The following is a 12,939-nucleotide window of genomic DNA, read 5'->3' on the forward strand; positions in this document are numbered from 1 at the left end:
TGTCCCTGTCTTCCACAACGTCCGATGCCGCTCCAGAGGAAAGCATGGTCCGCTGGATCCGGATCGAGGGCGGCACGTGCCGTTTCGGAGATCAGAAGCGGCCGATCACGGTGCGCGCCCTGGAGTGGACCCGGACTGTACTGACCCCGGCCCAACTCGGCTACAGCACCGATCACCGGCCGCTGACAGGCCTGAGCCAAGGCGATGCCGCTCAGCTTGCGCAGGAGTTGGGCGGGCGGCTGCCCCGCTCGGTGGAGTGGGAGTGGGCAGCTTCCGGCCTCGACTGCCGCCTCTACCCGTGGGGCAACGACGAGCCCACGCCCCGGCGCGCCAACCTGCGCGGCGGTCCGGGACGCACCACGCCCGTCGGCGCCTACCCGGACGGCGCGACGCCACAAGGCCTGCTCGACATGGCCGGCAACGTCTGGGAGTGGACCAGCAGTCCCACTCTCGGCGAAGGCTTCGTCCTGCGGGGCGCCTCCCACGACTCCCCGGCCCTGTATGCCAGATCGACGTTCCTCAACGCAGCGCCGGCGGAACTCGCGTCGCCCGGAATCGGCTTCCGGGTGGTGCGCGAACCATGACCACACCGCTGCCCGGCACCCTGATACTCGCAGGCTGCTCACGCAGGAAGACACCCACGGACACTCCCGTGCCCGCCCTGGAGCTGTACGCCGGCGGCATCGCCCCGCAGCTGCGAGCGCGCGTCGGGCACCTCCCAGACCTGCGCCAACGCGTCTTCTTCCTGTCCGCCCGACACGGCCTGGTCGATGCCAATACGTCGCTGCTGCCCTACGACCAGGCGCTCACCGCTGAGCAGGCCAACGCCCTGCGCCCAGAGGTATCCCGGCGGCTTCGCTGGCGCCTCGACGAACTCGGTGCCCCCGCCCGGCTCCTGGTCGTGGCCGAACCGCTCTATCTGGTCCTGGTGGCCGACGTGCTCGCCGACGACGATCGCCCGCTCGTGCACTGGATCCCCGACCCCCACGGCTGGCCCCAGGCTGCCGCCGTACTCGACGAATGGAACTGGCCGTGACCCACACACTGTCCGAGGCACTCGCAGCCCGGCCCAACGACCACCGTGCCCTCCGCGCGGAGTTCGAACGGGCCGCCAGCCTCTCCTGGCACGCCCCGACCCCCGCCGCCCTGGCGGCCGGACACGCCCTGTCAGTGGTGGTGCCCGCTCGCAACACCACGCACTCGCTACGGCCCGTCCTCGACGCCATCGCAGCGCAGGACACCCACGGATCCGTCGAGGTCATCGTGGTGGACGACGCATCCACCGACGCAACTGCGGACATAGCCGCCGCCCACCCCGTCGTCGACACGCTCATCCGCCTGCGCGAGCCGGGCGGCGCAGCGACCGCTCGGAACGCCGGAACCGCGCTAGCCAGCGCCGACACCATCGTCTACCTGGACGCCGACATGGTCATCGCCCCGCACATCCTCGCCGACATGGCGGCCCGCTCCCGCCCGGAAGCGGTGCTGGTGGGCTTCCGACACAACATCCCCTACACGCCCAGCCTCGATGGCAGCGCCCAGGTTCCCGCCACACGGCCGGACCTGGCCGCCGACCACCGAGTGACCTGGCGCAGCAACGGCGGCACGCAGCTGTATACCGGCGTCGTACTGGACGGACCGACCACCGGCCGCCCCCTGGATGAGACCGATGATTTCCAGAAACTCGGTCACGGGGCCACCTACCTGGACTGGGACCTGCCGCGCACGGTGGTCACCGCCCTGCTGGCCGTGCCCCGCGAAAAGGTCATCGATGCCGGCGGCTTCGACCCGACCTTCGGCCGCATCGGCTGGGGCATGGAGGACACCCATCTCGGCGCAGCCCTCATCGCCTCCGGCTGCCTGGTCGTCCCACTGCGGCAGTGCGTCGGCTTCCACCTTGACCCCCCGGACGCCGACGCCCAGTGGCAGACCAAGCTCGCCGGCTGGCCGGACACGCTGGCCTACTACCGGATGCTCCTCGAAGGCCCTGCCCCGACGGGCCACGCCCACGCGTTCCACGCCCACACCGAGCGGCTCCTGGCCGACTCCGAGGTGATCACCCGATGACCGTACGGATCTTCGCGTCCGCCCTGCTCGGCGATACGCACCTGGTGTACGACCCGGCCACCGAACTCACCCACGTACCTGGCCGCCGCCTGTCCTCCGGACGGCTGCTGCTGGACGACATGGAGGTGGCCGCGTGGCCCACCGTCGCCCAGCGACAGGTGCGCACCCACCTGCCGTTCAACATCTGCTGGTCCCCGGTCGTGCGCTGCAACCTGGCCTGCCCCCAGTGCCTCGACGACAAGACGCTCACGGGCGTGGACGCAGCTGCTCGCCGACGCATCGCGGGCCTCCTCGCCGGGTGCGGGACGCTCGGCAACGACATCTCCGGCGGGGAACCGCTGCTCCTGCGCGACCTCCCTCAGCTGCTGCAGATCCTCGGCAGCGGCGCGGCTGCGGTCAGCTGCACGACCAACGGCTGGCACCTGGAGCGCCGTGCGGCCGAACTCGCACAGGTCCTGGACGCGGTCCGAGTCAGCTTCGACGGACCCGACGCCGTCTCCCACGACCGTTGGCGAGGCGCGGGCAGCTTCGACCGCGCCGTGGCCGGCGTCCGCGCCGCCGTCGCCAAGGACCTCCCGGTACAGGTGCACGCCGTGCTGATGCAGTCCACCGTCCAACGGGCCCAGTCCGTCGTCGACCTGGCCGCCGAGCTCGGAGCGGTCGGCGTGACCTTCCTGCAGATGCTGCCGATCGGGGACGGCGCCAACCTCGCCTCGGCCGAGATGGTCAGCGACACCGACGCGCAGCGCTACGTCACGGCAGTCCAGGCACCGGACAGGGTGCGGGTACGGCTGCGGACCCGTGAACTCGCCGACGGATTCACCGTGGTGCGCGCCGACGGGCAGGTGTACCGCAACGTGCACGGCGCGACCGACATCCAGCCCACGCGTCCTCTGCGGTCCGCGACCGACCTGCACCTGCCGCTCCCGCAGGAGGTCCGGGCATGACCCAGACCTCAGCCCCAGTAGCACAGCGGCTCTTCCGTCATCGCAGCCCTTATGCGCTCACCGAGCCGAAGTACGAGGCCGCAATCGAGCTGCTCAGCTCCGCCATCGCACACGGTGGGCCAATCGCCGCGGTGATCGGCATCGCAGGCGGTGGGACGGCGCCCGCCGAACAGCTCGCTACCCAGCTCGGAGTACCCGTCTCCCACCTCGCCGCCCGGCACAACAGCTCCGACGCACTGTACGTCCAAGCCACGGGCACGGTGACGGTGACCGTCCCAGCCAGCTTCCCTGAGGCACTGGCCGGCCGTGTCGTCCTGGTCGACGACATCTGCGGCACCGGCACCACGTTCACCGCTGTCACCAACGCCCTCGCAGCCCGGCTCACCTCAGACGCTCGCGTGGACACGGTGGCGCTGTGTCGCAACGTCGGCAGCCCCACGCGACCCAGTTGGTGGGTCTGGGACGTCGACGACTGGGTCGTCTTCCCCTGGGAGCCACGCCCCGACATTCCCGTCCGCCCCCTCGCCCTGCCCGAAAGGGTCCTCACGCCATGACCGATCCCTACCTCACCACCCGCAGCATCGTCTTCATACTCGCGTCCTGGCAGATGGACGCACCTGCTGGTATCGAGCGCGCCACCGCCGCCCTCGCCGTCGGACTTGCCGCGGGTGGACACCGGGTGGCCATCGCCACCGCTGCCCTGCCGCAGCCAGGCCCCGGACTCGACGGCGTGGCCATCGAACCCCTCGACCTTCCCGTCACCTTTCCGTGCGACGACTACGTCCTGCGCGAAGCGATCGAGCAGACCAAGGAGAAACTCCAGGCCCAGCTGCGTGAGATAACCGCCCGCCACCGGGCCGACACCGTCGTCTTCACCGACGCCCTGTGGGGACTGGGACGTCTGGCCGACGGCCTACCCGACGGCGTCCGCCGGGTGCTGGCCGCCCACGTCCTGCCCAACCCGCAGGACACCCCCGCCGCGCTGGCCCGAGCGGATACGGTGATCATTCCGTCGCCGGTGGTCCAGGCCGAAGCCCGGGCGGCGGGCTGGCCGGCGGACGCCTGGCGCGTGGTACCCAACGCACTCCTATACCCGTCGTCCGCCCCACCGGACGACGAGTGCATCCAGCGGCGCCAGTTCGCTCCCGTCCGGGTGCTAGCCCGTCTCGGTCACGAGAAGGGACTCGTTCCGCTGCTGGTGGCCGCCGCCGGCTGGACTCGCCGCCTGGAGGTGAGAGTCGCCCACGCCGACTTTGAGACAGCCGCCGGTTCCCAGGCGGAACTTCTCGACTATTGCCAGGCCCTCGCCTCCGCCGCACCCAACATCACCCTGCTCGACCAACAGCTGACCTGGCGTGAAGTGCCCGGCTGGCTCGGCGCAGCTGCCGCGGTGATCGTTCCTTCCCTGAAGGAGACATTCGGCTTGGTGGCCCTTGAGGCTATGAGCGCTGGCGTGCCCGTTGTCAGCTACCCGGTCGGCAACCTGCCCGCCCTCAAAGCGGGCTCCACCGACGCCGGGCGGCTGGTTGGCGACCCCCGCCGGGGGCCCGACACGCTCCTCCAAGCGGTCGATGGCATCCTCGCCGATCCGGTAGCCTACGGGCGAACTTCAAAGGCCATGTACCACCTGGCTCAGGACTACAGGCCCGACCGAATCGCTGATCTCTTTTTGAAGGCGGTGTCGTGATGGGTGCTGTAGCCCCGTCTTCCTCCTCGGTAGCCCCGCTGTTCCTCGTTGACGGCTTCAACGTGTTGTGGCGCGGCCACTTCGGTTTCCCCGCCCCGATCTTTTCGCGGGACAAGCAGCGGAACCTGACCGGGCTCTTCGCCTTCTTCGCCCTCTTGCGGGTGACCCTAAGAGACGACCTGGACACGGCTCCCGCCGAGATCTGTGTGGTCCTCGACGGCGAGCACGGCAGCGTCGAGCGCAAGGACACCGACGCCGACTACAAGGCCAACCGAGAGAGCACACCGGCCGCACTGGAGCCGCTCCAGTTCCTCACGCCCATGAAGGAAGCCCTCGACGCGTACGGGATCGCCTGGGTGGAGATCGACGACGCCGAGGCCGACGACGTCGTGGGCACCCTGGTACACCGCTACACGGACCGCACGATCCGCATCATGAGCGCCGACCAGGACTACTACCAGCTCTTGGCTGGCGAACAGGTCCGGATCATCAATCGCTCCCGCAAGGCGTCCAAGCGCATCATCACCGACGCCGAGGTCCACGAGCGCTACGGCGTCACCCCTGACCAGTGGCCCGACTACCGCGCCCTGACCGGTGACAAGTCGGACAACCTGCCCGGCGTCAAGGGCATCGGCGCCAAGACCGCCGCCGACCTGCTGGCAGGCGGTCTCACCCTCGATCGCCTCCGCGCCAGCGGCCGTCTGACCGGGACCAAAGGCGCCGCGATCGAGGCAGCTTGGACCGACGTGCTGCGCTGGCGCGACCTGAGCCGGATGCGACGCGACGTCCCCGTAGCGTGGCAGGCCACCGGCCAGGCGAGCCCGGCGCTCCCGAAGCCCGCGGACGTCATCGAGAAGCTGGGGCTGTGGTAGCCATGCCCGGATCCGTCTTAGCCGTCACGGCCCACCCCGACGACCTCGAACTGTGGGTCGGCGGCACCCTCGCCCTCCACGCCCAGCACGCAACCGTCGTCGGCGCCGTTCAGTCACACGACCCCATACGCGATGCGGAAGCGCAGGCCAGCGCCAAGGTCCTCGGCATCGACGTCGGACTCCACCCGCGCCTGGATGCTGCCACGATCGGAGCTCTGATCCGCCAGCACCGGCCGGACGTGCTCATCACCCACCCCATGGACGATGTCCATCCCGACCACCGCGCGGCTGCCAAAGCAGTCCTGGCCGGACTGCCCGAGGCGCACATCGCAACCGGCTTCCCCCGCAGGCTCTACACCTGCGACAGCTACAACTCCCTCACCCTGAACGGGCCGGTCACCGCATCGGTGATCATCGACGTCACCACGACGTACGAGCAGAAGATGCGAGCGCTTGCCGAGCACCGCTCCCAGCCGATCACCGAGCACTTCGGCCCTATGGCCGAAACCTTGAGCGCCCTATGGGGCGCGCGTATCGGTACGGCCCGCGCTGAGGCATTCCTCCCTCTGCCGATCCTGGGACGCCTGCCGGCCGCCGCGCACCTGTGAACCGCTCGCCTCCGAGACGTTCTGATGCGAAGGGATGCACTGCCGTGCGTCAAGAAGGTCAGACCACACCCCTGTACCAGTACAGCCAGCTCACCGCCGAGCGGCAGAACGCGATCGTCGGCAACGGGATACTGTCCGGTGAGATCGCCACGTTCGACGGGAAACTCTTGCCCGAGTTCGAACGGCGGGTCGCCGACCTCACCGGCCGCGCCCAGGCACTGGCCGTCGACTCCGGATCCTCTGCCCTGCGCCTGGCCATGCGGGGCCTGGGCATCGGCCACGGACACGAAGTGATCATTCCGGAAGTCGGCTGGGTCTCCATCGGCGCCGCTGCCGACATGCTCGGCGCCACCGTCCGCGTGGCTCCCGTAACCGACACGCTGACGCCCACCTGGGACCAGATCGAACCGCTGATCACCCCCGCCACCCGCGCAGTGGTCATCGCCCATCTGCGAGGTCGCCCGGCCCTCGGTACCGCCGAGATCGCCCGTCGCCTCCGGGAATGGCGTATCGCGCTCGTCGAGGACTGCGCCCAGGCCTGGGGCGTCGACGTCGAGGGACGGCCGGCTGGAGGCTGGGGCACTCTGGCCACTTTCTCCACCCACACCTACAAGCTCGTGGCCTCCGGAGAGGGAGGCGTCATCGTCGGCGACGAAGCCGACACGGTGGCGCTGCTGCGGGCCATAGGGGGCGACACCCGGCAGCCGACCCCGCGTGCTGTGTGGCGGTCCAAGGCGCGGATGACGGAATTGGCGGCAGGCCTCGCTCTGCCGCAGCTCGACTACCTGAGCACCCTCGTGACCGAGCTACGGACCCTTCAACAGAAGGTACTGGAGGCCCTGGCCGACCGGCCTGACCTCACACTTGTCCCTGAGGGGACCACGGCGGTTGGCAACGGCACCATCGTCGGCCTGCGCCTGCCCAGCGCAGCAGCGGCCGAGCAGCTCGCCAGCGCTCTCTTCCGCACCGGATACCGCAGTTGGTGGCCCGGTCCGGGCGATCTGCACACCGCTGCCGCCTGGCCCGTCCAGGCCGAGCACCCTCTTATCGACCCACGCCGCTACCTCGATGTCCAAATCCCGTGGTTGCCAGTCAGCGAGCAACACAACTGGGCTGCTGAGCTGGCCGCGCACATCGGACGCAGCCTGATGGACGCACGATGAACGCGGCCCTCGTCCGCGCGGGCATCGTTGGCTGTGGCATGGTCGCGGCCGAGTATGCCGCGACACTGGCCGCCGCCGAAGGCGTCCACGTTCAACTGCGGGCGTGCACTGACCTCGACGACGCCCGCGCTCAGGCGTTCGCAGACCGGTACGGCATCCCCGCAGTGTCGGTCGACCACGTGATGGACCCGGCCGCGCTCGACATGGCGCTCATTCTCACCCCGCCGTCCACGCATTCCGCGCTGGCCCAACAAGCGGTTGCCGCAGGTCTTCGCGCTGTCTGGATCGAGAAGCCCTTCGCCACCGATCCTGACGGCGCGACTGCGCTGCTCCGGCTTGCGCAGCAGGCCGGCACACTCATCGGGGTAGCCCCAGACACCCTGCTTGGGCCCGCCCTGCAGACAGCTGCCGCGGCTCTGGAGCAGAGCCTTGTCGGCGACGTGCTCTCGGCCACGGCCACCCTGTTCAGCACGGGGCCCGAACGGTGGCACCCGGCTCCCGAGCCCTTCTACTCCGAACACGCCGGGCCGCTCGGGGACATGGGACCCTATTACCTCGCCGCGCTCGACTACCTCCTCGGTCCGCTGCACGTTCGCGCGGCCACGAGTCGCACCCGGACAGCCCGGCTCGTTCGCTCAGGGCCTCGCGCCGGCAGTCAGTTCATCGCGCGTGCACCCACCTACGTGGCCGCTCTGCTGGACACCGACAGAGGGATCCCCGTCACGCTGATCACGAGCTTTGATGCCGTCGGCTCACAAACGCCGCACCTGGAGATCCACGGCACCGAGGGCACCCTCGTCCTGCCCGACCCGAACTTCCACGACGGCCTTGTCCTGCACCTCGCCCACGGTGCCCGAAACTGGGACACCATCCCTCCCGCCCCGACCACCGGACCAGCGAGTCGTGGCATGGGAGTCCTCGACCTTGCCGACGCGCTCCGCGAGAGCCGCGAACCACGATGCTCCGCGTACCGCGCGGAACGCATCGTCTACCTCATCGACGCCATCAACCGCGCCGCCACGCTCCACATCCCCGCACCCACCCGCATCACGACGACGCGATGATCAAAGGAGCCCACGTGCCCTTCGAAGCCGTCATATTCGACTTCGGCGGAGTCCTCACCACCAACCTTGACGACTGCGCCCGCAACTTCTCGCTGGAATCGGGACTGCCCGAAGGCGCATACCTCCACGCCATCACCGTCCACCCCACCGGGCGCCGCCTGTACGCCGAGCTCGAACGCGGCGACATCACCCAGGAGATCTGGCAACGAGGGTATCACCGCCCTGCTGGGCATCGACGGCACGGATCTCATGCGCCGAGCGCTCGCCACGCTCAAGCCCGAACCAGCCATGGTCGACGCAGCCCGGGCCATCCGGGCAGCCGGGCTCACAACGGCGGTGCTGTCCAACAGCATGGGCATGCACCCCTTCAACCCGTACGAGCCGTGGCGCCTTCGTGCGACTCACGACGTGGTCGTGCTGTCCGAAGAAGTCCGCATGCGCAAGCCCGATACAGAGATCTACCAGCTCGTTCTCATGCGCCTCGGTATCCGTGGGGAGGCGTGCATCTTCGTGGACGACATCGAAGCCAATCTCCAACCGGCACGTGACCTCGGCATGACCACCATCCTGGCTGCGGACCCTAACCGGACGATCGAGCAACTTCAACAACTGCTCGGCCTGGGGGAGCTGACCAGGCACTCGACCGCTTCCCACACCTAATGGGACGGCCGCGCCGAAACCGCACCCGGTGCGGGACAAGCACCTGAACTCAGCTGGACACCGACACCGGCGATATTCGTCGCGCACCCTGCCTTCGTCACCCTCGCCAAGGGTGGCCGCGACGAGCGCTGGATCCGTGCCCCCAGAGCAATCCCTCGATCGGGTGACGACCCCCTGTGCGAGTGATCGAACACTGCATCACCGTGACATAACTCAAGCCCCCCAAGGGCTCTCCCGCAAAGTCGAACCTTCGAACGATGCATCGCCCGCCGTCACCCGTAACGGCTTCCCTAACAGGGAAGTTGTTGAGTCATTGAATCCGCCCGCCCCTGCACAGGAGGACTCCATGAATCCCGTCCCCGCCGTCACCCCTCTTCCTCCTGCTATCGAACAGAGGCTCCGTGTCGCTACACCCACTCAGGCCCGTCCCGTGCACGGTGTTGACACTCTGCGAGTGATCACCGCGGATACCTCACGTGCGGAACCGAGGTGGGGGGCATGAGCGTCGCCAAACCGATTTCGCCCGCCCTGCGGGAATGGGCCCAGAGCATTGTCGGCCCAGTTCATTCCGTACGCGATGTCTCCCACGACCGCCCCAACTCCCGTGTGTGGGAGCTGACCTGCGACACCGGGCTGGCCTTCGCGAAGCTGGCGCCGAGCCCGAAGTTCTTCGGCCGGGAAACCCGTGCCCTGCGCGAGGTGGCGCCTGGCCTGGAGCCGGGCACCGCACCCCTCCTGCTGGCAGCCGACCCGCACCAACAGGCCCTGCTTCTCTCCCCGGTCCCCGGCCGCCCAGCGAAGTCGTTGACCCTCGAACCCGCCGACCAGCGCACCCTGCACCGGCAGGCGGGCAGCTGGCTGCGGCGCTTCCACGGCGGCCCGGGCGATCTGTCGGCCCAGGACCGCAGGGACGCCGCCGCCGAGATGTCCCGCGCCGCCGCTGGCGTCGAGAAGCACCTGGAGCGGGCAAAGGATCTGATGAGCCACGAGGAAGGGCGGACCGTACGGTGGCATGCCGCCGACCTCGGCCGGCTTGGACCACTGCCCTCCGGATACATCCACGGCGACTTTCAGGAACGCAACTGGCTAGTGGGGACCGGCCCTGGGACGAGTCCGTTCGGGGCGGTGGACCTGGAACGTGCTCGGCCACACGTCGTGGTCGCCGACTTCGTCCCCCTGGCCTGCGGCTCCTGGCCCGGTCGACCCGACCTGGAGGAGGCATTCCTGGACGGGTACGGCTGCGTGCTCACCGCTGAGGAGGAGCGGGCGCTGCGCTGCCTGTCCGCGCTGGACGCGGCGAGCGCTATCTCGTGGGGCGTGCCCAACGGAGATCGCGAGATCGTCGAGCGTGGACGCGCGACGCTGGCCCGGCTGGAGGTGCAGGCAGCGTGAGCGAGCAGCACATGAGCCCGGCGAACGTTATCGTGCTGCTGCAACGCGACGACGGGCGCATCCTGGCCGTCCGCCACAGCGAGACGTCGAAAACCGCCCCCAACCAGGTCACCGTGGTCGGCGGGAAGCTGGAGGAGGGCGAGTTCCTCGATGAGGGCGCGCTCCGCGAACTGGCCGAGGAGACCGGTGTCCACGTTGCGGCCGACGACTTGGAGTTCTGCCAGCTGGTGCACTACCTGGACACGGACGGGGTCCGGGTGATCGGCGTAGCGTTCACCGCGCAGCGGTGGCAGGGCGAGCCGCGCAACGCCGAACCCCTCAAACACGACGCGATCGTGTGGATCGACCCGGGAAATCCGCCCGCCGGCTGCCACCCCTACACCCGAGAGGTTCTGGTCAATTTCACCGCCGGGCGGCTGTACAGCACTATCACCGTGACGGCGAGTGGGGGTGCGGCATGACGCGACCGCTCGTGCCTACGCAGGGCTCTGGATCCAATCCAGCCGTGTCCAGGCGGGTAATGCCGCCGCCCGCGCCCGCTGAGATCAAGTACACCGGGCAATATTCCGTGAACCCGATGGACCAGGTGTCCTTCCGCGCGCTGTGCGCCCGGATTCCCTCGGTACTGCGGCGGATCGCCCGGATGTCCTGGGCGGTCGACCGGACGGCGGTCGTGCTACTGCTGGTCTGCCAGGTGACCGTCGGCCTGGCTGCGGCCGGTCAGCTGGCCGCCACGTCACGCGCGATGCGTCCGCTCCTCAACGGCGGCACTGTCCAGGAGCGGCTGCATGTGGCCCTGCCTGCGCTGATCTTCGTGGCGGTGATGGCCGCCCTGGCCCGTGCCGCCGGTGCGGTCTCGGCCTACGGCGAGCGGCGCATCACACCGAAGCTGACCACGGAGACCGACACGACGCTGGTGGCCTCGGTGTGCCGGGTGGAGGCGGCCACCCACAGTGAGGACGGCTTCCACGATCGGCAGGAGGCCGCCGAGATGGGGGTGATGCGCACGCATGTGATGGTCGCCGACGCGCAGCAGCTGATGTCCTCGTTGATCAAGCTGGTCACGGCTTGCGGGGTGCTGTCGGTGTTCGACTGGCGGCTGCTGCCCTTCCTGCTGCTGGCTGTGCTCCCGGCCGGCATCGGCTCGGTGCTCACCGCGCGGGTGGACTACGAGATCCACTACGCGAACGTGGCCAACCGCAACGCGCGCGGGATGATGCGCTGGTGGGCCACCAGCCCCAAATTCAGTGACGAGGTCCGCGCCAACAGCATGACCGGCTACCTGCTCTACTGGTACCGGACGCTGTCCGAGCGGGCCGACGCCCGGACACTGGCGGCGGCGCCCCGGACCCTGCGGATCGCGCTGGCCTCGGCGGCGTGCGGCGGCGTGTTCCTGATGGCCACATGGGCGGCGTTGTACTGGCTGGCGACCACCGGGCGGATCGCGCTGGCGATCGCCGCCACCGCGGTTTTCGCCGTTCAGACCATCCTGGGCGCGCTCACCCAGGTTGTCCGCAGCGCTGCTGCCGTCTTCCACACCAGCCTCTACCTTGGCGACATGGCCGACTTCATCGACGAGGCGGGGCAAAAAGCCCCGCACCGGGGTGAGTTGGCGGTGCAGGCACCGATCCACGAGGTCCGGGTGGAAGACGCCGTCTACCGCTACCCGGGCAAGGACAAGCCGGCCGTCGCCGGGGTCTCACTGACCCTGCGGCGCGGACAGATCCTCGCGCTCGTCGGGGTCAACGGCTCCGGCAAGACCACACTCACCCGTCTGCTCGCGGCGATCCTCGTGGCCGACGAGGGCAAGGTCACCTGGAACGGCACCGATCTCGCCCAGGTGGACCCGGAGACCGTCTGGGCCGCAACCGGGCTCGTTCCGCAATACTTCGCGCAATGGCCGCTGCGGCTGCGTGAGAACGTCACCCTCGGGCAGCCCCGCACCGGCAATGACGAACCGGTGTGGGACGCGATCGACGCCGTGGGCCTGCGCGAGGCGGTCGAGGACCTGCCCGACGGACTCGACACCCTGCTGGCCCGGGAGATCTTCAGCGGCGTGGAGCTGTCCGGCGGGCAGTGGCAGCGCGTCGCGTGCGCGCGTGGCCTGTACCGGCTCCCGGAACTTCTGATCGTGGACGAGCCCACCTCCCAGGTCGATCCGGCTGGCGAGCATCAGATTTTCCAGACGCTCAAGGCGCTGGCCGAGGACCGCATCACGATCGTGGTGACCCACCGGCTGGAGAACACCAAGATCGCTGACCAGGTCATCGTGATACAGGAGGGCCGGATAACCGAAGAGGGAACCTACGAGGAACTTGCCGCCGAGGGCGGGGAGTTCGCTCGGCTCCTTGCGCTCTCCCAGGACCGGTGACCCACTGCTGCCGCACCTCCCGGTGCGGGGGGCCCGGGGCCGCGGGGGGGGGGGGGCCCCGCGTGCCCCACGACGAAGGGAACCCCGGGGGCGCACTCGACCGCCCGC

At 69.3% G+C, this 12,939-nt stretch carries 14 protein-coding genes; all 14 read left to right on the plus strand.

Annotation, left to right across the window (positions count from 1 at the left end):
* Positions 1 to 44 precede the first annotated feature (44 nt).
* Positions 45 to 584, plus strand: a complete 540-nt coding sequence (locus tag AB0959_RS36095; RefSeq protein ID WP_366830964.1) for an SUMF1/EgtB/PvdO family nonheme iron enzyme — start codon at positions 45 to 47, stop codon at positions 582 to 584.
* On the plus strand, positions 581 to 1,036 hold the full coding sequence (locus tag AB0959_RS36100) for a DUF6884 domain-containing protein (protein WP_366830965.1): 456 nt from the start codon (positions 581 to 583) through the stop codon (positions 1,034 to 1,036). Before AB0959_RS36095 ends, AB0959_RS36100 begins: the two co-directional genes overlap by 4 nt.
* Positions 1,033 to 2,067, plus strand: a complete 1,035-nt coding sequence (locus tag AB0959_RS36105; protein WP_366830966.1) for a glycosyltransferase — start codon at positions 1,033 to 1,035, stop codon at positions 2,065 to 2,067. Before AB0959_RS36100 ends, AB0959_RS36105 begins: the two co-directional genes overlap by 4 nt.
* Positions 2,064 to 3,014, plus strand: a complete 951-nt coding sequence (locus AB0959_RS36110; RefSeq protein ID WP_366830967.1) for a radical SAM protein — start codon at positions 2,064 to 2,066, stop codon at positions 3,012 to 3,014. The genes AB0959_RS36105 and AB0959_RS36110 overlap by 4 nt, the downstream gene beginning before the upstream one ends.
* Positions 3,011 to 3,568, plus strand: a complete 558-nt coding sequence (locus AB0959_RS36115; RefSeq protein ID WP_366830968.1) for a phosphoribosyltransferase family protein — start codon at positions 3,011 to 3,013, stop codon at positions 3,566 to 3,568. Before AB0959_RS36110 ends, AB0959_RS36115 begins: the two co-directional genes overlap by 4 nt.
* Positions 3,565 to 4,701 carry a glycosyltransferase family 4 protein gene (locus tag AB0959_RS36120; RefSeq protein WP_366830969.1) on the plus strand — a complete coding sequence of 379 codons (1,137 nt, stop codon included), beginning with the start codon at positions 3,565 to 3,567 and terminating at the stop codon, positions 4,699 to 4,701. Before AB0959_RS36115 ends, AB0959_RS36120 begins: the two co-directional genes overlap by 4 nt.
* Complete coding sequence (locus tag AB0959_RS36125) at positions 4,701 to 5,573, plus strand: 5'-3' exonuclease H3TH domain-containing protein (RefSeq protein WP_366830970.1); 873 nt, start codon at positions 4,701 to 4,703, stop codon at positions 5,571 to 5,573. Before AB0959_RS36120 ends, AB0959_RS36125 begins: the two co-directional genes overlap by 1 nt.
* 2 nt (positions 5,574 to 5,575) lie before the next feature.
* Positions 5,576 to 6,181: a PIG-L family deacetylase gene (locus tag AB0959_RS36130; protein WP_366830971.1), complete on the plus strand. Its 606-nt coding sequence runs from the start codon at positions 5,576 to 5,578 to the stop codon at positions 6,179 to 6,181.
* 44 nt (positions 6,182 to 6,225) lie between these two features.
* Positions 6,226 to 7,344 carry an aminotransferase class I/II-fold pyridoxal phosphate-dependent enzyme gene (locus AB0959_RS36135; protein ID WP_366830972.1) on the plus strand — a complete coding sequence of 373 codons (1,119 nt, stop codon included), beginning with the start codon at positions 6,226 to 6,228 and terminating at the stop codon, positions 7,342 to 7,344.
* A complete protein-coding gene (locus AB0959_RS36140; RefSeq protein ID WP_366830973.1) occupies positions 7,341 to 8,408 on the plus strand; it encodes a Gfo/Idh/MocA family oxidoreductase in 1,068 nt (355 codons plus the stop codon). Before AB0959_RS36135 ends, AB0959_RS36140 begins: the two co-directional genes overlap by 4 nt.
* A 66-nt stretch (positions 8,409 to 8,474) precedes the next feature.
* Positions 8,475 to 9,068, plus strand: a complete 594-nt coding sequence (locus AB0959_RS36145) for an HAD-IA family hydrolase (protein ID WP_366830974.1) — start codon at positions 8,475 to 8,477, stop codon at positions 9,066 to 9,068.
* A gap of 498 nt (positions 9,069 to 9,566) precedes the next feature.
* Complete coding sequence (locus AB0959_RS36150; protein ID WP_366830975.1) at positions 9,567 to 10,460, plus strand: aminoglycoside phosphotransferase family protein; 894 nt, start codon at positions 9,567 to 9,569, stop codon at positions 10,458 to 10,460.
* On the plus strand, positions 10,457 to 10,921 hold the full coding sequence (locus AB0959_RS36155) for an NUDIX domain-containing protein (RefSeq protein ID WP_366830976.1): 465 nt from the start codon (positions 10,457 to 10,459) through the stop codon (positions 10,919 to 10,921). Before AB0959_RS36150 ends, AB0959_RS36155 begins: the two co-directional genes overlap by 4 nt.
* A 59-nt stretch (positions 10,922 to 10,980) precedes the next feature.
* Complete coding sequence (locus AB0959_RS36160) at positions 10,981 to 12,831, plus strand: ABC transporter ATP-binding protein (RefSeq protein ID WP_366830987.1); 1,851 nt, start codon at positions 10,981 to 10,983, stop codon at positions 12,829 to 12,831.
* Positions 12,832 to 12,939 lie beyond the last annotated feature (108 nt).

It is taken from the genome of Streptomyces sp. NPDC046862 (assembly GCF_040704615.1).
GTDB lineage: Bacteria > Actinomycetota > Actinomycetes > Streptomycetales > Streptomycetaceae > Streptomyces.